This window comes from Streptoalloteichus hindustanus (assembly GCF_900129375.1).
Taxonomy (GTDB): Bacteria; Actinomycetota; Actinomycetes; order Mycobacteriales; family Pseudonocardiaceae; genus Streptoalloteichus; species Streptoalloteichus hindustanus.
In genome coordinates this window covers 1,034,371-1,058,712 of record NZ_FQVN01000001.1, presented here as the reverse complement: position 1 = coordinate 1,058,712, position 24,342 = coordinate 1,034,371, and the positions used below count along the sequence as shown (strand labels likewise).

At 73.2% G+C, this 24,342-nt stretch carries 21 protein-coding genes and 1 tRNA gene; 14 read left to right on the top strand and 8 right to left on the bottom strand.

Translation table 11 applies throughout. The features are described 5' to 3' along the window. Complete coding sequence (locus BUE43_RS05005; RefSeq protein ID WP_073480040.1) at window positions 1-648, top strand: TetR/AcrR family transcriptional regulator C-terminal domain-containing protein; 648 nt, start codon at window positions 1-3, stop codon at window positions 646-648. A 98-nt stretch (window positions 649-746) separates the two neighbouring features. On the opposite strand, the gene BUE43_RS05000 is transcribed toward BUE43_RS05005, so the two are convergent. The 4 genes from BUE43_RS05000 to BUE43_RS04985 all read right to left on the bottom strand — a co-directional run bounded on the left by BUE43_RS05000 (window position 747) and on the right by BUE43_RS04985 (window position 4,031). Next, the gene (locus tag BUE43_RS05000) at window positions 747-2,144 is read right to left on the bottom strand and encodes a DUF6114 domain-containing protein (protein WP_073480039.1); all 1,398 of its coding nucleotides are present in this window, start codon (window positions 2,142-2,144) and stop codon (window positions 747-749) included. Next, the gene (locus BUE43_RS04995; protein ID WP_073480038.1) at window positions 2,144-2,752 is read right to left on the bottom strand and encodes a DUF6230 family protein; all 609 of its coding nucleotides are present in this window, start codon (window positions 2,750-2,752) and stop codon (window positions 2,144-2,146) included. Before BUE43_RS04995 ends, BUE43_RS05000 begins: the two co-directional genes overlap by 1 nt. Before the next feature lie 193 nt (window positions 2,753-2,945). Beyond that, window positions 2,946-3,350: a MerR family transcriptional regulator gene (locus BUE43_RS04990; RefSeq protein WP_407697077.1), complete on the bottom strand. Its 405-nt coding sequence runs from the start codon at window positions 3,348-3,350 to the stop codon at window positions 2,946-2,948. A 605-nt stretch (window positions 3,351-3,955) separates the two neighbouring features. Then, window positions 3,956-4,031, bottom strand: a tRNA-Thr gene (locus BUE43_RS04985). A 213-nt stretch (window positions 4,032-4,244) separates the two neighbouring features. Between BUE43_RS04985 and BUE43_RS04980 the strand changes: the two genes are divergently transcribed. The 3 genes from BUE43_RS04980 (at window position 4,245) to otsB (ending at window position 9,995) form a co-directional block, all read left to right on the top strand. Continuing rightward, window positions 4,245-5,675 (top strand): threonine/serine exporter family protein, encoded by a 1,431-nt coding sequence (locus BUE43_RS04980; RefSeq protein WP_159447685.1) that lies wholly within the window; start codon window positions 4,245-4,247, stop codon window positions 5,673-5,675. 302 nt (window positions 5,676-5,977) lie between these two features. Then, window positions 5,978-7,420 (top strand): alpha,alpha-trehalose-phosphate synthase (UDP-forming), encoded by a 1,443-nt coding sequence (locus tag BUE43_RS04975; protein ID WP_073480304.1) that lies wholly within the window; start codon window positions 5,978-5,980, stop codon window positions 7,418-7,420. A gap of 40 nt (window positions 7,421-7,460) precedes the next feature. Next, window positions 7,461-9,995, top strand: coding sequence for a trehalose-phosphatase (gene otsB / locus BUE43_RS04970; protein WP_073480036.1), 2,535 nt, complete (start codon window positions 7,461-7,463; stop codon window positions 9,993-9,995). Window positions 9,996-10,109: 114 nt separating this feature from the next. Here otsB and BUE43_RS04965 read toward each other — a convergent pair whose 3' ends face one another. From BUE43_RS04965 to BUE43_RS04955, 3 genes are all read right to left on the bottom strand, one after another. Beyond that, the gene (locus BUE43_RS04965; protein WP_073480035.1) at window positions 10,110-10,670 is read right to left on the bottom strand and encodes a hypothetical protein; all 561 of its coding nucleotides are present in this window, start codon (window positions 10,668-10,670) and stop codon (window positions 10,110-10,112) included. 253 nt (window positions 10,671-10,923) lie between these two features. After that, window positions 10,924-12,024 carry a LacI family DNA-binding transcriptional regulator gene (locus BUE43_RS04960; RefSeq protein WP_073480034.1) on the bottom strand — a complete coding sequence of 367 codons (1,101 nt, stop codon included), beginning with the start codon at window positions 12,022-12,024 and terminating at the stop codon, window positions 10,924-10,926. Window positions 12,025-12,245: 221 nt separating this feature from the next. Then, window positions 12,246-13,274: a LacI family DNA-binding transcriptional regulator gene (locus BUE43_RS04955; RefSeq protein WP_083959307.1), complete on the bottom strand. Its 1,029-nt coding sequence runs from the start codon at window positions 13,272-13,274 to the stop codon at window positions 12,246-12,248. A 260-nt stretch (window positions 13,275-13,534) separates the two neighbouring features. Here BUE43_RS04955 and BUE43_RS04950 point away from each other — a divergent pair, with 260 nt between their 5' ends. From BUE43_RS04950 to BUE43_RS04920, 7 genes are all read left to right on the top strand, one after another. After that, window positions 13,535-14,788, top strand: a complete 1,254-nt coding sequence (locus BUE43_RS04950) for an extracellular solute-binding protein (protein WP_073480032.1) — start codon at window positions 13,535-13,537, stop codon at window positions 14,786-14,788. Window positions 14,789-14,856: 68 nt separating this feature from the next. Further along, complete coding sequence (locus tag BUE43_RS04945; protein WP_073480031.1) at window positions 14,857-15,774, top strand: carbohydrate ABC transporter permease; 918 nt, start codon at window positions 14,857-14,859, stop codon at window positions 15,772-15,774. A gap of 2 nt (window positions 15,775-15,776) precedes the next feature. After that, the gene (locus BUE43_RS04940) at window positions 15,777-16,685 is read left to right on the top strand and encodes a sugar ABC transporter permease (protein WP_073480030.1); all 909 of its coding nucleotides are present in this window, start codon (window positions 15,777-15,779) and stop codon (window positions 16,683-16,685) included. Window positions 16,686-16,811: 126 nt separating this feature from the next. Further along, on the top strand, window positions 16,812-17,912 hold the full coding sequence (locus BUE43_RS04935; protein ID WP_073480029.1) for an ABC transporter ATP-binding protein: 1,101 nt from the start codon (window positions 16,812-16,814) through the stop codon (window positions 17,910-17,912). Between the two features lie 154 nt (window positions 17,913-18,066). Next, window positions 18,067-19,071, top strand: a complete 1,005-nt coding sequence (locus BUE43_RS04930) for a metal ABC transporter solute-binding protein, Zn/Mn family (protein WP_083959306.1) — start codon at window positions 18,067-18,069, stop codon at window positions 19,069-19,071. After that, the gene (locus BUE43_RS04925) at window positions 19,068-19,889 is read left to right on the top strand and encodes a metal ABC transporter ATP-binding protein (RefSeq protein ID WP_073480027.1); all 822 of its coding nucleotides are present in this window, start codon (window positions 19,068-19,070) and stop codon (window positions 19,887-19,889) included. Before BUE43_RS04930 ends, BUE43_RS04925 begins: the two co-directional genes overlap by 4 nt. After that, complete coding sequence (locus BUE43_RS04920; RefSeq protein WP_073480026.1) at window positions 19,886-20,728, top strand: metal ABC transporter permease; 843 nt, start codon at window positions 19,886-19,888, stop codon at window positions 20,726-20,728. Before BUE43_RS04925 ends, BUE43_RS04920 begins: the two co-directional genes overlap by 4 nt. A 15-nt stretch (window positions 20,729-20,743) precedes the next feature. Here BUE43_RS04920 and BUE43_RS04915 read toward each other — a convergent pair whose 3' ends face one another. Continuing rightward, window positions 20,744-22,045: an alginate O-acetyltransferase AlgX-related protein gene (locus BUE43_RS04915; RefSeq protein WP_234995535.1), complete on the bottom strand. Its 1,302-nt coding sequence runs from the start codon at window positions 22,043-22,045 to the stop codon at window positions 20,744-20,746. Window positions 22,046-22,136: 91 nt separating this feature from the next. Between BUE43_RS04915 and BUE43_RS04910 the strand changes: the two genes are divergently transcribed. From BUE43_RS04910 to BUE43_RS04900, 3 genes are all read left to right on the top strand, one after another. Then, a complete protein-coding gene (locus BUE43_RS04910; RefSeq protein WP_073480025.1) occupies window positions 22,137-23,015 on the top strand; it encodes a phosphotransferase enzyme family protein in 879 nt (292 codons plus the stop codon). A 17-nt stretch (window positions 23,016-23,032) separates the two neighbouring features. Beyond that, window positions 23,033-23,587, top strand: coding sequence for an NADAR family protein (locus tag BUE43_RS04905; RefSeq protein ID WP_073480024.1), 555 nt, complete (start codon window positions 23,033-23,035; stop codon window positions 23,585-23,587). A gap of 64 nt (window positions 23,588-23,651) precedes the next feature. Further along, window positions 23,652-24,323: a lysophospholipid acyltransferase family protein gene (locus BUE43_RS04900; protein ID WP_073480023.1), complete on the top strand. Its 672-nt coding sequence runs from the start codon at window positions 23,652-23,654 to the stop codon at window positions 24,321-24,323. Window positions 24,324-24,342 lie beyond the last annotated feature (19 nt).

Genomic DNA, 24,342 nt, shown 5'->3' with positions numbered 1-24,342 from the left:
ATGGGACTGCGGCGGGAGACGGTGGTGCGGGCGGCGCTCAAGCTCGTCAACGAGGTCGGGCTGGAGGGACTGACCCTCCGCCTGATCGCCGACGAGCTGGGCGTGCGGCCACCCGCCCTCTACTGGCACGTCCGGAACAAGCAGGAGCTGCTGGACCACATGGCCTCGCTCCTGCTGGCCGGGGCCTTCGGCGACGTCCAACCCCCCCGCCCGGGCCAGCCCTGGTGGGAGTGGATGGCCGAGTTCGCCAGGAACCTGCGCCGGGTCCTGCTCTCCCACCGGGACGGGGCCCGGATGTGCGCGGGCACCTACCTGCGGGAGGAGACCCTCTTCACCTCCACCGAGATGATGTTGCGCGCCCTGACCGAGGCCGGCTTCTCGCTCAGGGACGCCACGCGCGACGCCGCCACCGTCTACGCCTACGTGGTCGGCTTCACGATCGAGGAACAGGCGGTGACACCGGCTCCGGGCGAGCACAACGAGCAGTACTCACCCGACCTGCTGCGGACGCAGTTCGACCGCCAGCGCCATCCCCTGCTCTTCCAGTCCGTCGAGGACGCCTTCGGGACGGACACCGCCGACGACCGGTTCGAGCACGGCCTGAACCTGATCCTCAGCGGCATGCGCCTGTCGCTGGAAGGGAAGTAGGCGGGTTCGCGCGCGGGAGCCGCCCGTCGGCACGAATCGTCCACAGAGGACAGACGGTGCGGCTTCCGTGCGGGCTCCCGTACGGGTTCCCCGCCCGGCTAGCGCACGGCGACCCTGGCGCCGGGGATGTGCAGGGTGCCTCCGGCGAGCAGCGCGTTGAGCGCCGTGACGTCGGTGAACGTCATGTCGAGCGGCACGACCCCGAGGAGCTGCGTCGCGCCCGGGTTCTCGCCGCTGACGTCCATCGGGGTCGGGCCGAGCAACGGCAGGTGGGCGGTGCCGACCAGGCGCTCGGTGTAGAGCGTGATCGGGCCGGGGCGGATCGTGGACACGCTGCCCGGCGCGGCGGAGACCACGACCCGGCGGCCGGAGCCGAAGTCGCCGGTCTGCACGAGGTCGGCGATCTCGATGCCGCTCGTGGTGAACTTCATGACCTTGGTGTTGGCCCCGTTGACCGGCACCTCCGTCACGCCCTCGTACCGCAGGGAGCGCAGGACCAGCTTCGCGGAGCGCAGGGTCCACGCCCGGCCCCTGGGCTCCAGCGGCGGCTGGTCGGCCGGTGGCTGGCTCGGAGTCGAGGACGGCGTCGGCGCGCTCGTGCCGGTCGCGCTTCCCGGGGGCGTCGGAGCCGGCGGAGTCGTCGGCGATCCCGGCGGGGGCGGCACCGCGGTCGCCGTGGACGCCGTGGACGTGCCTCGGCCGCCGCTCGTCGCCGTGGGCGAGACGCTGGCGGTCGGCGCGGGGGTGGGAGCGGTGCTGCGCGTCTTCGTCGGCCAGGGCGGCCAGGGCAGCGCCTCCGCGGTCGCGGGGGTGGCCGGGGCGCCGCCGGCGAGCAGGAGCGCGGTGGCGGCGGACACCACGCCGACCAGCAGGAGCGCCGGCGGAACGCGCTGGTCCCGACGGGCGTGCCGGGGGTAGGGCGTGGGTCGCGCGGGAGGCGAGGCCGACTGCTCGGCGGTCCTGACCACCGTCGCGGCGAGTGCTTCCTCGACCGTCGGCGTGACGGACGCCGACGGCGCGCCCGGAGTGGAGCCGCCGGCCTCCAGCGCGGCCACCGGGGTCGTTCGGGGCTCGGCCGACGGCGTCGACCGAGCCGACCTCGCCCCTCTCGGCGCGTCCGTCCACGCGAGCGCCAGGGCCGCGCCGAGCACGCCGAGCAGGGTGCCGACCAGGAAGCCGCCGAGGTTCGCGGCGACCACCGCGACCAGCGACAACACCATCGCGGCCAGGCCGGCGGCGAGCCGGAACTGGGGCCGCAGCCAGAGCGAGCCCGCGGCGACGAGCAGCAGGACCCCGATCAGCAGCGAGGACACGCCCCCGATGGTGTTGATCGCGATCATCACGTCGCCGAACCGGAAGGTCGCGTAGGGCGGCGCCAGCACCACCACCCCGCCCAGGCCCACGAGCAGGCCCGCCCCGAACGGGCGCCCCCGCCGCCACCGGCGGAAGGCGGCCCAGCCGGCCGCCCCCCGCCGTTTCCGGTCGCGCCCGACCATCAGAAGCACTCGTTGCGGCCGGAGAACACGTCGAGCTTCATGCCCTTGAACCGCAGGGTGGACGCGGTCGTGCTCCACGCCGTCTGCCGCAGGGCGCCGAGCCGGATGGTGTCGGCCTGCAGGCCCAGGGTGCCGGCGGTGCCCACCGCGCCCTCCGGGCCCTTGCTGAGCTGGCCGGCGTCCACGCCGATCTGCGCGTTGCCCAGGGTGAGGTCGGCGTTGAGCTCCTCCAGGTTGATCACGAGGTTCTCCGCGGTCATGCCGCCCTCGCCGCCAGCCGTGATCTTCACCGTGACCTCGCCGACCCCGGGCAGGCCGGGGACGACCATCGACTGGCAGAAGTTGTCGAGCTTCGCGGTGCGCATCCCGTTGACCGCCACCGGGTGCGCCTTGTCGGCGCTGCGGTCCACGCTGCCGTACTGGACGAAACCGGTGCCCTCCAGCCCGTCGGCCGACGCCTTGAAACTGGTGCCAGCGACGGTGAACGAGGCGGCCAGCGCGCCGCTGGACATGCCGAACATCAGCACGCCGACACCGAGACCACCGGCGGCCAGCGCCATCGCGAACCGACCCCACCGGGTCCTGCCCCGGGCGCCCGACTCCACCATGCCGTTCCTCCTTGCCTCCGCTGCCTTCTGCGTCCGCGGCGGCGTGGCCCGTCACTCACCCCTTCGCCGGGGGCGGCGACCGCCGATCGGGGTGACGAGCTTCACCCAATGAGGCCATGGTCACAACATTACGGCGTGGTTTCGTTTCGTTTTCACCCGTTCGGCGCAGCACCATCCGGGGTAAAGCGGACAACTACCCGGCGGCCGACACCTTGGTCCCCGCGGCGCCCTCGGACAGCGGAGCCGCCCCGATCACCTCGTCCAGCAGGCCGCGCGACCGGACGAGGTCGTCGATCTGCCGGTCCATCCGAGCCCGCTCGGCACGCAGCTCCTGCACCAGGTCCGAACAGGGGATGAGCCGGTCGTTCACGTCGCACATGCAGGGCAGCACGCGTGCGATGGTCGCCGTCGACAGCCCCGCCGCCAACAGGGTGCGGATGCGCCGCACGACAACGACGTCGCTCTCCCGGTACTGCCGGTACCCGCTGCTCCTCCGCTCGGGCCGCAGCAGGCCCTGCTCCTCGTAGTACCGCAGGAGGCGTTCGCTCACGCCCGTCCGCCGAGCGAGCTCACCGATGCGCATGGTGCCCTCCAGCACACGACGTCGACCTTCACATCGATGTGAGACTCTAGCTTTGTTCACGTTCAACGACATCGGGACGACCCAGGACCCGGCTCGACGACAGGACCGCCTTGGTGACGGCGACGTCGCGGGACATCAACCGGACGACCGCCGCACTTCGGGCCACATTCCTGGCCCCTGCGGGGCAGATGGCGCTTCGGCGGCCAGGGAGCCGGGGCCGCGCGACCTCACGGCCCACTCGGCGCCGCCCTCCCACCCCACGAGGACAGCCCCCACCCGCCCTGGGGGGCGAGCCCTGCTCCAGCCTATCCAGGCACCGCCCACGATCCCAGGGGTCACAGCGGGGCTGGGGACAACTCCGACGCCTGTGGACAACTGGCTCCACGAACGGGTGATTTTTGTCGATCTTGGTGCGGGAAGTGGTACGGGCTTCGCCGACCGTTCGCTCGGCGAAGGGGTTCGGACAGGAACGCGTCAGCGCCGCTGGGCCGACCGGCGGAGCGGCGGCCGCCGCGACACCCGCGCCGCGCTCCGCTCCGCGCTCCGCCACTCGGAGCCCGACCCCGGCGGGCGGGGCCCGGTTCGCACCGAACCCCACCCGTTCCGGCTGGTCAGTACCGTGGAGCCGGCGACGGGACTCGAACCCGTAACCGCCCGCTTACAAGGCGGGTGCTCTGCCAGTTGAGCTACGCCGGCTGGACGCGCGCGGCGCCTCGCCGCGCACATCGTAAGCGTCGCGCACGCCTGCCGACGCCAATCACACATCGGAACCGATTCGACTACTTCGCGTACTCGGTTCGTCCGGATGAGCGACGTGGCGCAGGCCACGGCCTGGTACTGCAACGGCCGGGCCGGACCGGCCGATCCCTCCCGGGACGCAACCGTGCTTCGACCTGGGAGGTGACCGCCGTGCGGCTGGCACAGCGGGCCCGCAACGCGTTGTGGTGGCGAGCCGCCGCGCACCACGCGAGGGTCGCCGCCGCGCCGACCGGGCAGGCCGTGTACGGCCCCCGGCTCCCCGACGACACCACCGTGCACTCCGTGCTCGACCTCGCCCTGCGCATCGGGGAGGTCCAGCTCGCCAGCGGCGCGGGCGCGGCCGACGTGACGGCCACGATGCTCGCCGTCACCAACGCCTACGGGCTGCCGCGCTGCGAGGTCGACGTGATCTTCACGTCCATCACCGTCTGCTGCCACCGCGGCACCGAGGCCGCGCCGGTCACCAGCGTCCGCGTGGTCCGGTCGCGCAGCCACGACTACACCCGCCTCGCCAGCGTCGAACGGCTGGTCCGGCAGATCACCGCCGGGCACGTGACCGCGGCCGAGGCACACGTCGAGCTCGACCGGCTCACCACCGCGGCCCACCCCTACCCGAGGTGGGTCGCCACCACCGCGTGGGCCGGGATGGCCGCCGGCGTCGCGGCCCTGCTGGGCGGGGGCCCGGTGCTGGCCCTGATCGCCGCCGCGGTCACCGCCCTCATCGACCGGGTCGGCCGGATCCTCAACCGCCGCGCCCTGCCGTTCTTCTTCCAGCAGGCCGTCGGCGGCGCGCTCGCGACGGGCATCGCGCTCGGGCTGCACGCCACCGGGCTGCTGCCCGCCCACGTGCGGCCGTCGCTGGTGGTCGCGGCCGGCATCGTGGTGCTGCTGTCCGGGCTGTCGCTGGTCGGCGCGGTCCAGGACGCGATCACCGGCTTCAACGTGACCGCCGCCGGCCGGGCCATGGAGCTGACCCTGATGTCCGCCGGCCTGGTCACCGGCGTGGTGCTGGCCCTGCGCGCCGGGGTGGCGCTGGGCGCGCGGGTCTCCATCACCGACCCGCTGCCGGCCATGCCCTCCGACCTGCCGCTGATGGTGGCGGCCGGCGCGGCGACCTCGGCGTGCTTCGCGCTGGCCAGCTACGCCACGCCGCGCGCCCTGCTCGTCGCGGGCGCGGCGGGGGCGGCCGGTCTGGCCACCTACGGCGCGCTGACGGTGCTCGGCGCGGACGTGGTGATCGCCTCCGCTGCCGCCGCCACCCTGGTCGGCTTCTGCGGCGGGCTGGTCGCCCGCCGGCTGCGGGTGCCGCCGCTGGTGGTCGCCGTCTCCGGGATCACGCCGCTGCTGCCCGGTCTGACCACCTACCGCGGCCTGTCCCAGCTCGTGGTGGGCAACGACGCCGGCGCCGGCCTGTCCACCCTGCTGGTCGCGCTGGGCATCGCGCTGGCGCTGGCCGCGGGCGTCGTGCTCGGCGAGTACCTGGCCCAGCCGGTGCGCACCGGGCTCGGCCGGCTGGAGCGCCGCCTGGCCGGGCCGCGGCTGTCCGGCCCGTTGCGCCCGGCGAGGCGTCCCCTGGAGTGACGGCGGCACCCGGCCGTTCGGCACAGCCGGTGGGTACCGACGCGGCCGTTCGAGTGTGATCGGTCCGACGCCAACACGCGACCGGGGGGCAACCCGGATAACCTCTGTGCCGGGTCCCGCGGATCTTGCGACGACGCGGTCCGCACCGCGTGCCCGGGTGGTCGCCCGGGGCGCGTTCCGGCCTGGCGCGGCCCCTCCGCGCCACGACCGGCGACGCGCTCGGCGGGCGCTCGCGCCCGGTGGGACCCGCCAGGAGCAGGGTCGCCGCCGCGACCGACCGCGTTCCCGAGGAGGCGCACTACGTGACCAACGGTGAAGGGGTACAACGCGCGGACTTCGTCGTCGTGGCCAACCGCCTTCCCGTCGACCTCGAACGCCTGGATGACGGCACCGAGCGCTGGCGACGCAGTCCCGGCGGACTGGTCAGCGCGCTCGAACCGTTCCTGCGCGCCCGCAGCGGAGCGTGGGTGGGCTGGCCGGGAGTCGCCGACGCCGACGTGTCGCCGTTCACCGAGGAGGGGTTGCGGCTCCACCCCGTGCGGCTGAGCGCGACCGAGATGCGGGACTACTACGAGGGTTTCTCCAACGGGACCCTGTGGCCGCTCTACCACGACGTCGTGGTGCCCCCGGCGTTCCACCGGAGCTGGTGGAACGCCTACGTCCGGGTCAACCAGCGGTTCGCCGAGGCCGCCGCCGAGGTGGCCGCGCCCGGCGCGACCGTGTGGGTGCAGGACTACCAGCTCCAGCTCGTGCCGGCGATGTTGCGCGAGCGGCGGCCGGACCTGCGGATCGGGTTCTTCCTGCACATCCCGTTTCCCCCGATCGAGCTGTTCATGCAGCTGCCGTGGCGCACCGAGATCATCCGCGGCCTGCTCGGCGCCGACCTGGTCGGGTTCCACCGGCCCGGCGGGGCGCAGAACTTCCTCTGGCTGTCCCGACGCCTGGCGGGGTTGGAGCCCAGCCGGGCCGCGGTCGGGGTGCGCACCAAGCCGGGCGTGGTGCCCTTCGGCGACCGGGTGGTGCGGGTGGGCGCCTTCCCCATCTCGATCGACTCGGCCGGGCTGGACGCGCTGGCCCGGCGCAGGGACATCCAGCAGCGGGCCAGGGAGATCCGGGCCGAGCTGGGCAACCCGAGGAAGATCCTGCTCGGGGTCGACCGGCTGGACTACACCAAGGGCATCGACGTCCGGCTGTTCGCCCTGCGGGAGCTGCTGGAGGACGGCCGGGTCGACCCGGACGACGTGGTGATGGTGCAGCTCGCCACGCCCAGCCGGGAGCGGGTCGAGCACTACCGGCAGATGCGGGAGGACATCGAGCGCGAGGTCGGCCGGATCAACGGCGAGTTCAGCCGCGTCGGCCGCCCTCCGGTGCACTACCTGCACACGTCGGTGAACCGCGAGGAGCTCGTCGCCTTCTACACAGCGGCGGACGTGATGGTGGTGACCCCGGTCCGGGATGGTATGAACCTGGTCTGCAAGGAGTACGTCGCCTGCCGGTACGACCTCGGCGGAGCGCTCGTGCTCAGCGAGTTCGCCGGCGCGGCCGCCGAACTGACCAGCGCTTTCCTGGTGAACCCGCACGACCTGGACGGGGTCAAGAACGCGCTGCACGCCGCCCTCACCGTCGACCCGGCCGAGGGTCGCCGTAGGATGCGCGCGCTGCGCCGCCAGGTTCTGACCCACGACGTCGACCGCTGGGCACGGTCGTTCCTCGAAGCTCTGGGCTCGCAGCCGCACACTGAGTAGGTACCGCCCACCACACCCCGACGCCGTGAGGAGAGAGGCGTTGACCGCCGAGGCCCTCCCCGCCGAGCTGCGCCGGGCGATCGTGCAACTGGCGCGAACGCCGCGGCTGCTCGTCGCCTGCGACTACGACGGAACGCTCGCGCCGATCGTGGAAGACCCGGAACGCGCCCGGCCGCTGCCGGAGTCAGTGAACGCGCTGCGCTCGCTGGCCGGGCTGCCGGCCACGACCGCCGCCGTGATCTCCGGCCGAGCGCTGCGCGACCTGGCGACCCTGTCCCGACTGCCGGCGGAGGTCCACCTCGTCGGCAGCCACGGCTCGGAGTTCGACGTGGGCTTCGTGCACGCGCTCGACCACGCCGCGCGCGACCTGCACCGCCGGCTGCAGACCGAGCTGGAGCAGGTCATCGCCGACGCCGAGGGCGTGTCGCTGGAGGTCAAGCCCGCGAGCCTGGCCGTGCACGTGCGACGCGCCCCGGCCGAGGTGGCCGAGCGCGTGCTCGCCGAGGTGCGCCGCGGCCCGTGCACCTGGGACGGTGTCCAGGTCACCGAGGGCAAGGCCGTGGTCGAGCTGGCCGTGGTCCAGACCGACAAGGGCCACGCGCTCGACGTGCTGCGGCACCAGGTCGGCGCCACCGCCGCGATCTTCCTCGGCGACGACGTCACCGACGAGAAGGCGTTCGCCCGGCTGCACGGCCCGGACCTGGGTCTGAAGGTCGGCCCCGGTGAGACGCTGGCCGGCTACCGCATCGACGACACCGTCGACGTCGCCTGCGTGCTCGCCTTCCTGCTGGAGGAGCGCCGCACCTGGCTGTACGGCGAGCAGGCGCCGCCGATCGAGCGGCTGACCATGCTGGCCAACGAGCGCTCGGTCGCGCTGCTCACGCCGGACGCCAAGGTCACCTGGATGTGCCACCCGGAGCCGGACTCGGCCGCGGTGTTCGCCGACCTGCTCGGCGGCGCCGGCGCCGGCCACTTCTGGGTGAAGCCGGAGCGCAACGGCCTGCCGTTGGGCCAGCGGTACCTGCCGGGCACGATGACCGTGGAGACGCGGTGGTCGCGGCTGCTGGTCACCGACTACCTGGACCACTACGCCGCGCCGCACCGCACCGACCTGGTGCGGGTGGTCTCGGGCAGCACCTCGGCCGTGGTCGAGTTCGCGCCCCGGCCGGAGTTCGGCCAGGTGCCCGTGCGGCTGCTCGCCGAGGCGGACGGGCTGCGCGTGGTGGGGACCTCGGAGCCGATGGTGCTGCGCGCGCCGGGGGTCGAATGGCAGATCACCTCCGATGGCATGCACGAGAGCGCCAGAGCCGTCGTCCGGCCCACCCCGGACGCTCCCGTGGTCCTGGAACTGCGGTGCGGCAGCGACGACCTCAGCCCGTCCCACGTGACGGAGGAGGAGCGTCGCCGGCGCAGTGGCGCCTACTGGTCGGAGTGGCTGGCCGGGCTGCGCCTGCCCGACGTCGAGCGGGACCTGGTCGCCCGCTCCGCGCTGACCCTGCGCGGCCTGTGCCACGTCGACACCGGCGCGATCCTGGCCGCCGCCACCACCTCGTTGCCCGAGGAGATCGGCGGCGTCCGGAACTGGGACTACCGGTACTGCTGGCTGCGCGACGCCGCGCTCACCGCGCAGACCCTGGTGTCGCTGGGCTCGCTGGGCGAGGCCGAGGCGTTCCTGGACTGGGTGCACCGGGTGCTGGCCACCCTGCCCGGCCCGGAGCGGCTGCACCCGCTGTACACGATCCACGGCACCAACCTCGGCCCGGAGGCCGTGATCGACACGCTGCCCGGCTACGCCGGCTCGCGGCCGGTGCGCGTGGGCAACCTGGCCAACCAGCAGGTGCAGCTGGACGTGTTCGGCCCGGTGGTCGAGCTGGTCGTCCGGCTGACCGAGGCCAGGGGCAAGCTCACCGACGACGACTGGGGCCTGGTGCGCGCCATGGCCGAGGCGGTGGCCCGGCGCTGGCACGAGCCGGACCACGGCATCTGGGAGGAGCGGCACGCCCCCCGGCACCACGTCTACTCCAAGGTCATGTGCTGGGTGACCCTGGACCGCGCGGTGCGGCTCGCCGAGACCTACGGCCGGCCGCTCGACCCGAGCTGGCCGGAGCTGCGCGACGCGATCGCCGCCGACGTGCTGAAGAACGGCTGGAACGACGAGGTGCAGTCGTTCACCACCGCCTACGACGGCACCGACCTGGACGCCGCCTCGCTGCACGTCGGCCTGACCCGGCTGATCGACCCGACCGACGAGCGGTTCCAGGCGACCGTGACCGCGATCGAGGCCGAGCTGCGCAGCGGTTCGACCGTCTACCGCTACCGGCGGGACGACGGCCTGCCCGGTGACGAGGGCGGCTTCCACCTGTGCGCGGCGTGGATGATCGAGGCGTACCTCCTCACCGGCCGGCGGACCGAGGCCGAGGAGCTGTTCCAGCAGCTCGTCGACGCGGCCGGCCCCACCGGCCTGTTGCCGGAGGAGTACGACCCGATCGCCGAGCGGTCGCTGGGCAACCACCCGCAGGCGTACTCCCACCTGGGTCTGATCCGGTGTGCCCAACTGCTGGAGGCCACCGCCTGATCTCGGGCCTCCGCACGGGCTGGGTTCCGGAGGGGCTCGTCGTGCCGACCGCGCGACGAGCCCCTCCGCTCGTTCCGGGGCTCACCGGACTTCTCCGCCCACCTCGTCAGCGGGTCACGGGGGCAGCGACGTGCCGTGCCGTGGGCGTTCCCGCCGCGGGCGTCGGTCCTCCGGGTGTTCCGGTGGGCCGTCAGGGGCGGCGTCCGCCGCCAGCTCCCGCCCCGGCAGGTCCGGGTCGCACCCGACGCGCGCCAGTCGGGACCGGATCGCGTTCCGCGAGCGCCCCATCCGCTCGGCCAGCCGGCCGGTCACCTCGGCCGCCGGGCTGGCGGTCGGTTCGGACAGCCACGCGGCACGCAGTTCCTCGTCGAGTTCCGCTGTCCAGGGTTGGAAGGAGTTGCCGGGACGGGACGCGCGGAACCGGCCGCGTCCGGCACCCGCGCCGTGCAGCTGGGCGAGGCCGGCCAACACGCGTTGGATGAGCTGACCCGCGGCGGCGAGCGCGCCGACCGGCAGGAGCAGGTGCCCCTCCCCGGTCAGCTCGCCCTCCGTGTCCGCCGTGAACACCTCGATGTCCAGCCGGGGTTCGGCCGAGTCGCCACGGCCGCGGACCTGCACGGTGCAGAGACCGCCGTTGAAGTGCGTTTCGTCGGAGTACTCGATGTTCGTCGCCATGGGAGGGACGGTAGGGAGCAGGCCGGCTCCCGTCCGCCAAGCAAGGACTTCTGCGCGCGTGTCCAGCGAATCCGACACCACACCCTGCGTTTTCGCACACCACCGGTGACGTTTTCTGCGCACGGCGTGCGAAATCCCGGGTGAACCGCAAGGCCGGCCGCGCCAGGACACGACCGAGCCCGGATAGGACCGTGGGCGCACGCCTTCCGCCAGGCGCGGAGGTGTGCGCCCACGGGACGCGGTGGGAGTGAGGTCAGGGGCCGTACCAGATCTGCGCCGCCGCGCGCGGCTGTCCCGAGGTCCGGCCGACGATCAGCTCGGTGTCGAGGGTGACCCGGCGGGGCCGGCCGTGCTCGGCGCTGTCCAGCAGCAGCCGACCGGCCGCCCGCCCCTTCTCCAGCACCGGCTGCCGGACCGTCGTGAGGCCGACGCGCTCGGCCTCCGGGATGCCGTCGAACCCGGTGACCGTGAGGTCCTGCGGCACGCGCAGCCCCCGCCGGCCGGCCTCCGCCATCGCCCCGAGGGCCAGGATGTCCGAGGTGCAGATCAGCGCGGTGATCTCCGGGTCGCGGTCGAGCACCTGCGCCGCCGCGGACTCGCCGGAGGCGGTGGTGTGGTCGAACCGCTCCACCACGGGCACCGTCGCCCAGTCCACGCCGACGGTCGCGAACGCGTCGGCGAGCGCGGTCAGCCGCGTGCGCTGGACGTGGAAGTGCGCGCTGCGCTGCCGGTCCAGCGGGACGAAGTCGTCGTTGCGGTCCCGACCCAGCCGCATGCAGACCACCCCGATCCGGCGGTGGCCCAGCTCGATCAGGTGCCGGGCCAGCGCGGTGGTGGCCGCCCGGTCGTCGATCCCGACGCCGTCCACGTTCTCGATCTCGGGCTGGTCGCACACGACCGTCGGCACCGGGCGCTCCAGCACGGCGGCCAGGTGCGGGTCGTCGTCGGGCACCGAGTAGACGACGAACCCGTCCACGCCGGCGCGGTGCACCGCGGCGACGTCCTCCCGCTCCGGGCTCGCCGGCACGAGCAGCAGCCCCTGGCCGGCGTCCTCGCAGGCCAGGGCCAGTCCCTCCAGGAAGCCGACGGCGGCCGGGTCCCGGAAGGCGTAGGACAGGTTCTCGGTGAGCAGCAGCCCCACCGCGCCCGCCTTCCGCGTGCGCAACGAGCGCGCGACGGGGTCCGGCCCGGGATAGCCGAGCCGGCGTGCCGTCTCCAGCACCCGACGCCTCAGCTCAGGGGAGAGCTGGTCGGGGCGGTTGTACGCGTTGGACACCGTTGTCCGGGAGACGCCGAGCTCCGCGGCCAGCGAAGCCAGGGTGGCCGGGCGCCTCGCGTTCGTAGACCGCGCCATGGATGGACCGTAACGTTTCAGAACCAATACGTGAAGCCCAGGTGATTTTCGTCCCCCAGAACAGTCGTTCTCGCTGGTCAGCGCGTCGCCTCTGACAGAACTGTGGTCCAGTCCAATTTGCGCATCCGAGTTGCTCACCGGCATCACGTACGCGCGCTCACCCACGCGCGCGGAGTGTGCGACGAGCCGCGCGCCGGGAGCGGGCCGACGGCGACCCCGGGTCAGGACGGCGGCGCGGTGGACTCCCTGACGACCAGCCGGGGCCGGAAGACCCGGCTGTAGTTGCCGGTCGGCGCGTCCCGGCCGTCCGGGTCGAGCCGCAGCGACAACTCGTCCAGGGCCGCCCGCGCCATCTCGTCGATCGGCTGGGCGAGCGTCGTCAACGCCGGCGCGCAGTACGACGCCACGGGGATGTCGTCGAACCCCACCACGGACAGGTCGCGCGGCACCGAGACGCCCCGCCGGTGCGCCTCCCTGAGCACGCCGAGCGCCATGTGGTCGGAGGAGCAGATCACGGCGGTGGGCCGGGCCCGCGGCGCGTCGAGCAGGCGGGCCGCCGCCTCGGCGCCGCCCTCCGCCCCGAACGGCGCGTGCGCGACCCACGCCGGGTCGACCCGCACCCCCGCCTCCTCCAGGGCGGCGGCCCAGCCGGCCCGCTTGAGCCGCGAGGGCAGCGAGCGCGCGGGACCGGAGACGAAGCCGACGCGCGTGTGCCCCAGCTCGATGAGGTGGCGGGTGGCCAGGTAGCCCGCGAGCTGCTCGTCCACCGCGATGTCCGGGACGTCCAACGCCGGCGCTCCGCCGTTGACGAAGACCATCCGCACACCGTCGGAGAGCAGTTTGGCGTAGTAGCCGTGCACGTCCTCGCCGCCGGTGTTGGCGATCTCCGGAGAGACGAAGACCATCCCCTCGACCCCCCTGGCCAGGAGCATGCGCACGTACTCCTCCTCGCGCATGCTCGCCGACCGGGTGTTGCACAGCAGCGAGGCGTACCCGAGTCGGGAGGCCCTGGTCTCCAGCGCCTCGGCGAAGGCGGGGAAGACCGGGTTGGACAGCTCGGGCACCAGCAGCCCGATCACCCCGGTGCGCTGCAGGGCGCCGAGCCCGCGGGGGGTGTAGGGCATCTCGGCGAGCACGGTGAGGACCCGCTGCCGGGTCTCGTCGTTCACACCGGCCCGGCGGTTGAGCACGCGGCTCACCGTCGACACGCTGACCCCCGCGGCCCTGGCGATCTCGGCCAGTCCGGCCACGCCGTTCCTCCCTCCCGAGGCGGGACCTCCTCCTCGCCCCGCCATCTTCCCGCGCAGCGTGCCAGTCGGCCGCAAGAGTTTGCAAAGTCATGACCGGTGTGGCGATGACCATCACCCATCATGTCCGCGATGTTATCGGTTGGTTACCAGTGTGGGTCTTGACCCACCACGGCGGACAGGTATGAAATCCCCGCCAACTGATTTGCAAAACCTTGCAACACAGTGGGGCGCCCGTCGCCCGGGAGGGAACGACTGCGACGATGCGACGGACAGCCCTCACCGCTGCCATAGCGGCCGGTATCGCCGGCGCCCTGGTGCTCACCTCGTGCGGCTCCTCCGCCGACGGGAACCCCGGCCGGGTCGTCTACTGGGACACCAGCGGCCCCAACGAGCACCCGGTGTTCCGGAGGTTGGCGGAGCGGTGCGCGAGCGCCGGCGGGTACCAGGTGGCCGTCGAGCAGGTCGCGTTCGACCAGGCCAGGAACAACTACAAGAACGCCGCCCAGGCCGGCCGGGGCCCGGACGTGTTCCGCGCCGAGGTGGCGTGGGTGGCCGAGCTGGCCAGGAACGGGCTCATCGCCGACCTCTCCGGCACCGACCTGGCCGGTGACGCCGGCGAGCACCTCCAGGTCGCGGCGGAGTCGACCAGGCACGACGGCAGGACGTACGCGGTCCCCCAGGTCTCCGACGCGCTCGCGTTGTTCTACAACAGGAAGAAGCTCGCCGACGCCGGCGTGGAGCCGCCCAGGACCTGGGACGAGGTCAGGGCGATCGCCCCGAAGCTGGGCGGCGCCAAGGCGCTGTTCCTCAACAACGACGGCTACTACTCGCTGCCGTTCGTCTACGGCGAGGGCGGCGACCTGCTGGACACCCGGGCCAGGAAGATCACGGTGAACGGCGAGAAGGCGGTGCGGGGCCTGCGCACCGCCAAGGAGCTGATCGAAGCCGGCGCCGCCACGACCGCGTTGGACCGCACCAACTCCTACGCCAACATGCAGGCCGCCTTCACCTCCGGCGAGACCGCCATGGTGATCAACGGCTCGTGGGCGGTCCCGGACTACCTCCGGGGCGACGCCTTCCGGGCCGACCCCGGCAACCTCGGCATCGCGCCCGTGCCCGGCCCGACCGCGGGGGCGGGCAGTTCCCCGGTGGGGGGCCACAACTACGTCGTCCGGCAGGGCTCGAAGGCCAGGGACGCGGCCGTGCGGTTCGTCCAGTGCATGAGCGGCACTGAGTCGCAGGTGACCGTGGCCAGGGAGCTCGGGCTGCTGCCGACCCGGAGGTCGGCCTACGACAACGCCGACGTGCACGCCCAACCGACGGTCTCCGCCTTCGTCCCCGTGCTGCGCCAGGCGCACGCGCGACCGTGGATCCCGGAGGGCGGCCAGCTCTTCGACCCGCTGAGCGTCTCCTACGCCGACCTGCTGGCCGGCAAGAAGGACGCCAGGGCCGCAGCCGACAACGTCGCCAGGGCCTACAAGGAGCAGATCGTCCCGAACTACGACCAGGGCTGACCGACGGGCCGGACGAGGGACCGGCGTCGGCTCCCGAGCCGGCGCGTCGCCCGAGGGGGAGGAACGACATGCGAACGTTCTTGGCGAGACACTGGTACGCCTACGCGATGGCGCTGCCGGTCGTGGTCGTGGTCGGCGTCCTCGTGCTGCTGCCGCTGGCGCAGGGCCTCTACTTCACCTTCACCGACATCAACGAGGCGAACATCGCCAACCCGGCGCTGGAACGCCGGGCCAGCTACGAGTTCGTCGGCCTGGACAACTACGTCAAGGTGCTCACCCGGGGCGAGTCCTACGGGGCGTTCTGGTCCACCCTCGCCCGCACGTTGATCTGGACCTCCGGCTGCGTCCTCGCCCACTACTGCCTCGGTTTGGGGCTGGCGCTGCTGCTCAACCGCCCGATGCGGTTCCGGGGGCTGTACCGGGTGCTGCTCATCCTGCCGTGGGCGGTGCCGCCGTTCATCAGCGTCTTCGCCTGGCGGTACCTGTTCAACTCGCAGTTCGGGGTCGTCAACCAGGCGCTGGACGGGCTCGGCCTGCCCACGCCGGTCTGGCTGGGCCAGTCCGACCTGGCGCTGCTCTCCGTCATGGTCATCAACATCTGGCTGGGCGTGCCGTTCATGATGGTGACCCTGTTGGGCGGGCTGCAGTCCATTCCTGGCGAGCTCTACGAGGCCGCCGAGATGGACGGGGCCACGGCGTGGCAGCGGTTCCGCGACGTCACGCTGCCCGGTCTGCGGTCGGTGTCCAGCACGCTGGTCCTGCTCGGCGTCATCTGGACGTTCAACCTGTTCCACGTCATCTTCCTGACCACGGGCCAGAACCCGCACACGCGCATCCTGGTGACCTACGCGTTCGAGCGGTTCTTCTCCGGCGGCACGAGGGACTACGCCGTCGCGTCGACCTACGGGGCCCTGATCCTCTCGCTGTTGCTGGTGTTCGTGACGATCTACCGCCGCGCGACGCGCCGGCAGGGGGAGGTCTGGTGACGATGAGCGTCGACGCCGCCGCGCTCCGGTCCGCACGCGGGGAGACCCGCGCCGCGCCGACGGCCGCGCGCCGAGGGCAACGGTCCCGCCTGGCCAGCATCGGCCTGCACGGCGCGCTCGTGACCGCGTCGGCCGTCGCGGTGTTCCCGATCCTCTGGGTGCTCGTCACGTCGTTCAAGCCGGACACCAGGGCGGTGAGCCCGACCCCGAGACTGCTCGATGAATCCACTGTGGACAACTACGTCGACGTGCTCTCCGGAGCCAGGGGCGACTTCCTCGCCTGGTTCGGGAACTCCGTCACCATCGCCGGGTTGAGCACGCTGGTCGGCGTCTTCGTCTCGGCGACGACCGGCTACGCGGTCAGCCGGTTCCGGTTCCCCGGTCGACGCGGCCTGATGCTCACCTTCCTCGTGACGCAGATGTTCCCGTTCGCGGTGCTGATCGTGCCCCTCCACAACATCCTGCTGGCGCTGGGACTCCTCGGCCAGCCGCTGGGCCTGGTGCTGGTCTACTGCACCACGACCGTGCCCTTCTGCACCCTGATGCTCAGGGAGCACTTCGACGCCGTGCCCACGGACATCGACGAGGCCGGCCGGGTCGACGGCCTGTCGCCGTTCGGCGTGTTCTGGCGGCTGGTGCTCCCGCTGGCCAGGCCCGGCCTCGCGGTGACCGCGTTCTACTCGTTCCTCACGGCCTGGGGCGAGGTCGCGTTCGCGTCGGCCTTCCTCTCCGTCGCCGACGACTCCAAGACGCTCTCGGTCGGCCTCCAGGTCTTCGTGCAGCAGAACCGCGCGGAGTGGGGCCACCTCGCGGCGGCCTCGGTCCTGGTCGCGCTGCCCGCCGTGGTCGTGTTCTACCTGGTGCAGCGGTTCCTGGTCGGCGGGCTGACCGGCGGTGCGGTGAAAGGCTGACGACACGGGGTCACCAGGCGGTGGCGCGTGGTTGGCGATGTCCACACCGTGACCCGCGCGGACTTACCTCCGCCGCCCGCACCGGCTAGGTTGTCTAGACCAGGATCACAGTGAAAGGGACGTCACATGGCCGAGGTCGCCTACGTCAACGCCTCCCGGGTGTTCCCCGGCACGCCGCCCGTGCGGGCCGTGGACAACCTGGAGCTGTCCGTCGCCGACGGGGAGTTCCTGGTCCTGGTCGGCCCGTCCGGCTCCGGCAAGTCCACGGCGCTGCGGATGCTCGCGGGGCTGGAGGACGTGGACGAGGGCGCGATCACCATCGGCGGCAAGGACGTCACCAACACGCCGCCCAAGGGCAGGGACATCGCGATGGTGTTCCAGTCCTACGCGCTGTACCCGCACATGACCGTGGCGGAGAACATGGGCTTCGCGCTGAAGCTGCGCGGCGTGCCCAAGGCCGAGATCCGGGAGAAGGTGGCCGAGGCCGCCAGGATGCTCGACCTGACCCGGTACCTGGACCGCAAGCCCAAGGCGCTGTCCGGCGGCCAGCGGCAGCGGGTGGCCATGGGCCGGGCGATCGTGCGCGAGCCCAGCGTCTTCCTGATGGACGAGCCGCTGTCCAACCTGGACGCGAAGCTGCGGGTCGAGACCAGGGCCAACATCGCCGCGCTGCAGCAGCGGCTGGGCACCACCACGATCTACGTCACCCACGACCAGGTCGAGGCCATGACGATGGGGCACCGGGTCGCGGTGCTCAAGGACGGCATCCTGCAGCAGTGCGCCTCGCCGCGCGAGCTCTACGACCGGCCGGCGAACGCGTTCGTGGCCTCGTTCATCGGCTCGCCGGCGATGAACCTCAAGACGGTGCCGCTGACCCCCGAGGGCGCCCGGCTCGACGGCCTGGTGGTGCCGCTGTCCCGCAGCGCGCTGGACGGCGCGGCCGCCGAGGGCCTGTCCGAGGTCACCTTCGGCATCCGGCCGGAGTCGCTGCGGCTGGCCGCCGCCGACGAGGCCGGCATGACGATGACCGTCGAGCTGGTCGAGGAGCTCGGCGCGGACGCGTACGTCTACGGCAGCGTGCGGATCGGCGAGCAGTCCGAGCGGTTCATCGTCCGGGTGGACGGCCGTACTCCGCCCGCGCTCGGCCAGCAGGTGGAGGTCACCGTGCGCGACGCCGACGAGGTGCACCTGTTCCACCCGGGCACCGGCCTCCGGCTCACCGCCTGACCCGGTCCCGCCCCGACCCGCAGCGGCCCCCGTCCTGGTGACGGGGGCCGCTGTTGTCTGAACCACAGCGGTCGACCCGCCCGGCTTGCTAAGCTGAACTCGACAACGGTTTCCATTACGGGCTGGTGCCCGTCCCCCACGAGGAGTAATGCCGATGACTGTGCGCTTTCCGCGTGCCGCTGGCCTGGTGGCCGGCCTCGCCGCCACCGCGCTCGCGCTCTCCGCGTGCGGTGGCGCCGGCTCGGCGGCCTCCGACGGGGACCGGGTCCGGGTGGTCGCCTCCACCAACGTGTGGGGCAGCGTCGTGCAGGCCGTCGGCGGGGACGCGGTCGAGGTGAAGCCGATCGTCAGCGACCCGGCGACCGACCCGCACTCCTACGAGAGCACGCCGGCCGACGCCGCCGAGGTCAGCAAGGCGCGGCTGGTGGTGTTCAACGGCGGCGGCTACGACCGGTTCGTCGAGAAGATCCTGTCCTCGGCCGGTGGCGACCGGCGCCGGGTCGAGGCGGTCAAGGCCGCCGACCACGGGCACGGCGCCCCCGCGACACCCACGTCCAGCGGCGCCCCCGCGACAGCCGAGAAGGCCGGCGACCACGACCACGGGCACGGCCACGAGGGCCACAGCCACGACCACGGCGTGAACGAGCACGTCTGGTACGACCTGCACGCGGTGGGCCACGTGGCCGACGAGGTCGCCAAGCAGCTCGGCGAGCTCAAGGCGGACCGGAAGGACCAGTTCGCCCGCAACGCCCAGCAGTTCAAGGACCGGCTGAAGGCGCTCGACGGCAAGGTCGACGAGATCGCCGCGGCGAACCAGGGCGCCAAGGTGCTGGCCACCGAGCCCATCGCCCACTACCTGCTGGCGCAGGCCAAGCTCACCGACGTCTCCCCGAGCGCCTTCGTCCGGGCCGTCGAGGAGGGCAACGACCCGCCGGCCGCGGCCGTCGCCGAGGTGGAGCAGCTCCTGGCCGGCGGCCAGCTCCGGGCGCTGGTGCACAACCCGCAGACCGAGTCGCCGGTGACCAGGCAGGTGCGGGAGAAGGCCCAGGCCGCCAAGCTCCCGGTCGTGGAGATGACCGAGACCCTGCCGCAGGGCAAGGACTATCTTGCGTGGATGGACGAGCAGGTGGCGAACCTGGCCAAGGCGCTGCGGCGGTGAGCACGGAGACCCGGGACGGGCGCCCGCTCGTGCGGCTGCGCTCGGCCCGCCTCGCCTACGGCCCCCGGGTGCTGTGGGACGGGCTGGACCTCGACGTCGCCCCCGGTGAGTTCCTGGCCGTGCTCGGCCCGAACGGCTCCGGCAAGACCAGCCTGATGCGGGTGCTGCTCGGGCTCCGACCGCTCAGCTCGGGCACGGTGGAGATCGGTGGCGAGGCCGCGCACCGGGGCAGCCGGCGGATCGGCTACGTGCCCCAGCAGCGCGCCGTGGACCCCACCCTCGCCGTGCGCGGCCGGGACCTGGTCGGCCTCGGCTGGGACGGCCACCACTGGGGGCTCGGCCTGCGGGGCCGCGCCGAGCGGCGGCGGCGGGTCGACGCGGCCCTGGCGGCCGTGGGCGCCACGCGCTACGCCGACCGGCCCGTCGGCCTGCTCTCCGGCGGCGAGCAGCAGCGGCTCCGGGTGGCCCAGGCGCTGGTCGCCGACCCCGACGTGCTCCTGTGCGACGAGCCGCTGCTCTCGCTCGACCTCGCCCACCAGCGGATGGTCAGCGAGCTGGTGGCCCGCCGGGCGCGGGAGCACGGCACCGCCGTGCTGTTCGTGACCCACGAGATCAACCCGGTGCTGCCGCTGGTGGACCGGGTGCTGTACCTGGTCAACGGGCGGTTCCGGATCGGCCCGCCGGACGAGGTGATGACCTCGGCGACGCTGTCCGAGCTGTACGGCACGCCCGTCCAGGTGGTCCGGGTCGGCGACCGGGTCGTCGTGGCCGGCGCGGAGAACGGCGGCGGCCAGCACCACGTGGAGGAGACCCCGTGAGCCGGTTCCTCGACCTCTCCACCACGCTCGACCTGCTCGGCTACGACTTCGTCCAGCACGCGCTGCTCGCCGCGGCCGTGCTCGGCCTGGTCTCCGGCGCGCTGGCGCCCCTGGTCGTGGCGCGGCAGATGTCCTTCGCCGTGCACGGCACCGCGGAGCTGGCCTTCACCGGCGGCGCCGCCGCCCTGCTGCTCGGCTGGAGCGTGGGCGCCGGCGCCCTCGCCGGCGCGGTGGTCGCGGCGTTGCTGCTCGGGCTGCTCGGCCAGCGGGACGGCGAGCGCGACTCGGTGATCGGCGTCGTCCTGTCCTCCGGCCTCGGCCTCGGCGTGCTGCTGCTGTGGCTCTACCCCGGCCGGGCGGCGAACAAGTTCAGCCTGCTCGTGGGCCAGATCGTCGGCGTGGACAGCACCGACCTGGCGCTGCTCGCCGGCTCCGCGCTCGTGGTGCTGGTGGTGCTGGCGGTCATCTACCGGCCGCTGCTGTTCTCCAGCGTCGACCCGGCCGTGGCCGTGGCCAGGGGTGTGCCGACGCGGTTCCTCTCGCCGCTGTTCGCCGTGCTCGTCGGCGTGGCGACCGCCCTCGGCGTGCAGACCGTGGGCGCGCTGCTGGTCCTCGCGCTGATGGTCACGCCGGGAGCGGCGGCCGTGCGGGTGACCGCGAACCCCGCGCTGGCCACCGTGCTCGCCGTGGTGTTCGCGGAGGTCGCGGCGGTCGGCGGCATCCTGCTCTCCCTGGCGCCCGGCGTGCCGGTGAGCGCCTTCGTCACCGGCATCTCGTTCCTGATCTACCTGGTCTGCCGCGGCATCGCCGCCGCCCGCGCGCGTCGCCCCCGCACCTGAGTCAGCGGATCGGGGTCAGCGGATCGGGTTGGCCCGCAACACCTGCCCGATCCGCTCGACCACCCGGTCCTCGGTCAACGGGGACCGCCCCGCCACCAGGTTCCGCTCGACCATCGAGAAGACGACGACCTGCCGGTCCGCCAGCAGGGAGGCGTGCGCGTCTATCTTCTGGGCGAAGTCGACGTAGTTCATCAGGGTGAGGTCGGCGAACCCGGCGGCGAGGTAGCGGGAGGTGATGATGCTGAACGAGTCGCCGAGCAGGATCGTCCGCTCCGGCACCACCCCCGGCCCCTGCTCGGAGGTCACGCGCACCGGCTTGCGGAAGTCGGTGTCCACCGGCCGGGCCCGGTCGTGCTCGCCGTCCGGCCGGAGCGCGTAGAGCTGGGTGGTCTTCTCCGCCTTGCCACGGCCCATCAGGGGTGGCAGGTCCGCGTCCGAGCGGGCCTCGCCGCGCCGCTCGGTCGTCCAGCGCTCGGTGACGCCCGGCCGGGCCGCCTCGGCCACCGCCCTGGCCATCACGACGCCGCCCTCGCCGTCCCAGTGGGTGTCGAGCTTCGGGTAGATCGGCCGGCCGGCCGCCTCGGCCGCCTTCCGCAGGGCGGGCCGCAGGTCGACGGCGCCCGCCTCCGCCGGCATCCGCCGCCAGAACTCCTCCCGGGCCTGCGTTGAGCAGTCCTTGCCCGCGTAGTGGGACGGCAGGTGCTCGGGCACCATGGTCGACTTGTCCGGCTCCACGACCAGCACGAACCGGCGGCCCGTCGCCTCCACGACCGAGCGGAGCTTGTTCAGCTGCGCGATGGTGGCGTCGAGCGGCCGTGCCGGCACGCACTTGCCCTCGATGTCGTAGCCGAAGTACAGCCAGCCGCCGCGGCCCTCCAACACCTTCCGGAACCCGCTGCTCTGGTCGGTGGCGGGTTCCTGGTCGGGAGCGGCCGGCCCGACAGGCCCCTGCGGGTTCTTCCCCTGCCCCAGGGGAGCCGGCTCCCCGAAGAGCCCCCGGCTGACGCCGTCGGCGGCGCTCACCGCGCCCTCCCGGAACGTCAGGTGGTCCGTCGCCCACTGGCTCATGTTCGTGAAGAAGCCCCAGCCGTCGCCGAGGCTGGGGAACGGGGCCAGCGGGCGGTTCTCGATCTCGGCGGGTCGCGCGCCGAAGACCCACCCCAGGGTGGGCGCGGCGAAGAACACGAGGGCGCACACCAACGCGGTGAGCTGTCGCCCGCCGTGCCGGGGGCGGTGCAGCGGGTGCTCCTGCGGAAGCCTGGACTCGTGCATCCAGGGGAGTGGGGAGAACGACGACTCCCGGTCCTGCACAACCACGTCGGAAACGGTATCCCGCCAGCTGCCGGCCCGGGTCCGTCTCCGGGGAAACGAGGTGCGGGGGCCGGGGGCGCGCCTTCAGGATGGGCGGATGCGCGGGGAGGTCCTGGCGGCCGTCGAGGTGGCGGCGGAGCACGGTCTGCGGGTCACCGACCCGGTCGTGCTCCGTGACGGGGCGAACGTGCTCGTCCACCTCCGCCCGCATCCGGTCGTCGCGCGGGTGGCGGCCCGCACGGCCTCGGTGCGCCCCGACGGGGGCAGGGCGTGGCTGCGCAGGGAGGCGGAGCTCCTCGCGCACCTCGCCGGCCGGCACGCGGTGCCCCCGACCGACCTCCTGCCGGCTGGCCCCCACGAACGCGACGGGCGGCAGTTGGTTTTCGTGTCCTATGTGGAGCACGACACCGGGTCCACAGTGGACCCGGAAGGGCTGGGGCGGTCCCTGCGCCGGCTGCACGAGGCGCTGGCGGACTACCGGGGCGCGCTGCCCGAGCGGGGGCTGATCGACGAGGCGCGCGCGTGGTTGGACCGGCCGGACGTGGCGGCGCCGGCCCGGGACCTCGCCGGGCTGCGGGCGGTGCACGCGGACGTCGTGGACCGGCTCGGCGAGCTGGCTCCCCCGACCCGGGCGCTCCACGGCGACGCCCACTCCGGCAACGTGCTGGTCACGGCGCGGGGTCCGCTGTGGACGGACTTCGAGGACTCCTTCCGGGGGCCGGTGGAGTGGGACCTCGCCTGCGCGGTCACGATCGCCCGGGTCAGCGGTGTCGGGGAACGGGGGCTCACCCGCGACGAGACGGCGCTGGTGATCCGGAGCTACGGGGCCGACCCGGACGACCCGCTGCTGGACCTCATGGTGCGGGCCAGGGCGTTGGTCGTGGTCGGATGGTGCCTGGCCACGGGGCGGGGACGACCGAAGGCGCAGGCCCTGGCCGCCGAGTACACCCGCTGGTTGCTGGACGAGCGGACCTGACGACAGGGGGAACGGAAGTGGAAGCGGTCGACGTGCGCAGCGTCGAGGAGCTGGGCGAGGTCCTGCGCGGCGGCGGCCGGGTCAGGTACCTCTTCTTCTGGGGGCACCAGCCGCCGCGCTCCGGCGGTGTGGGGCCGAGTTGCCTGAGCCAGTGGTGGCCGGCCCCGTTCGAGGTGGACGGCGTGCGGTACCGGACGGCCGAGCACTACATGATGGCCCGCAAGGCCGCCCTGTTCGGCGACGAGCGGGCCGCCGAGCGGATCGTGGCCGCCGAGCACCCCGCCCAGGCGAAGGAGATCGGCCGGCTGGTGCGCGGGTTCGACGAGGAGCTGTGGGCGGCGCACCGGTTCGGGATCGTCGTCGACGGCAACCTCGCCAAGTTCGGGCAGAACCCCGAGCTCCGTGCGTACCTGCTCGGCACCGGCGACCGCGTGCTCGTCGAGGCCAGCCCGCTGGACCGGGTGTGGGGCATCGGGCTGGCGGCCGACGACGAGCGGGCGAACCGGCCGGAGGCGTGGCGCGGGCCCAACCTGCTCGGGTTCGCGCTCATGGCGGTGCGGGCACAGCTGTAACGCAGGCCACCCGGACCGGTGACGGCCAGCGGTTAGGCTCGTGGGGACGAGTCGAGGAGGCTGGGTGTTCTACTGGGTTCTCAGGCGGCTGCTCGGGGCCATCGTGCGTTGGGTGTACCGGCCCACCATCGAGGGACTGGAGAACGTGCCCGCCGAGGGGCCGGTGATCCTCGCCCCGAACCACCTGTCGTTCGCCGACAGCCTCGTCATCCCGCTCGTCGTGCCCCGGCAGGTGGCCTTCCTGGCCAAGGCCGAGTACTTCACCGGCCGCGGCCCGAGGGGCTGGCTGACCCGGTGGTTCTTCACCAGCGTCGGCATGGTCCCGGTCGAGCGCGGCAACGGCCGGGCCGCCAGGGACTCGCTGGACGCCGCGCTGGAGATCCTGGCGGAGGGCAGGGCCTTCGGCATCTACCCCGAGGGCACCCGCTCGCAGGACGGGAACCTGCACCGGGGGCGCGTGGGCGTCGCCCGGCTCGCGGTGACCTCCGGCGCCCCGGTGGTGCCGGTCGGCCTGATCGGCACCGACCAGCTCCAGCCGGTCGGCAAGAAGGTGCCCCGCGTCCGCCCGGTCACCATCCGGTTCGGCAAGCCGCTGGACTTCTCCCGCTACGAGGGCGTCGGCAACAACATGCCCATGCTGCGCGCGGTCACCGACCAGATCATGTACTCGATCCTGGAGCTGTCCGGCCAGGACTACGTCGACCGCTACGAACAGCGCCCCGAAGCCGCCGCCTGACCGCTCCACACCGCCAGGT

Coding starts and splice junctions, on each gene's coding strand:
- BUE43_RS05005 (WP_073480040.1), top strand. CDS start 1: ATGGGACTGCGGCGGGAGACGGTGGTGCGGGCGGCGCTCAAGCTCGTC.
- BUE43_RS05000 (WP_073480039.1), bottom strand. CDS start 2,144: ATGGTCGGGCGCGACCGGAAACGGCGGGGGGCGGCCGGCTGGGCCGCC.
- BUE43_RS04995 (WP_073480038.1), bottom strand. CDS start 2,752: ATGGTGGAGTCGGGCGCCCGGGGCAGGACCCGGTGGGGTCGGTTCGCG.
- BUE43_RS04965 (WP_073480035.1), bottom strand. CDS start 10,670: ATGGCGACGAACATCGAGTACTCCGACGAAACGCACTTCAACGGCGGT.
- BUE43_RS04960 (WP_073480034.1), bottom strand. CDS start 12,024: ATGGCGCGGTCTACGAACGCGAGGCGCCCGGCCACCCTGGCTTCGCTG.
- BUE43_RS04950 (WP_073480032.1), top strand. CDS start 13,535: ATGCGACGGACAGCCCTCACCGCTGCCATAGCGGCCGGTATCGCCGGC.
- BUE43_RS04945 (WP_073480031.1), top strand. CDS start 14,857: ATGCGAACGTTCTTGGCGAGACACTGGTACGCCTACGCGATGGCGCTG.
- BUE43_RS04940 (WP_073480030.1), top strand. CDS start 15,777: ATGAGCGTCGACGCCGCCGCGCTCCGGTCCGCACGCGGGGAGACCCGC.
- BUE43_RS04935 (WP_073480029.1), top strand. CDS start 16,812: ATGGCCGAGGTCGCCTACGTCAACGCCTCCCGGGTGTTCCCCGGCACG.
- BUE43_RS04930 (WP_083959306.1), top strand. CDS start 18,067: ATGACTGTGCGCTTTCCGCGTGCCGCTGGCCTGGTGGCCGGCCTCGCC.
- BUE43_RS04910 (WP_073480025.1), top strand. CDS start 22,137: ATGCGCGGGGAGGTCCTGGCGGCCGTCGAGGTGGCGGCGGAGCACGGT.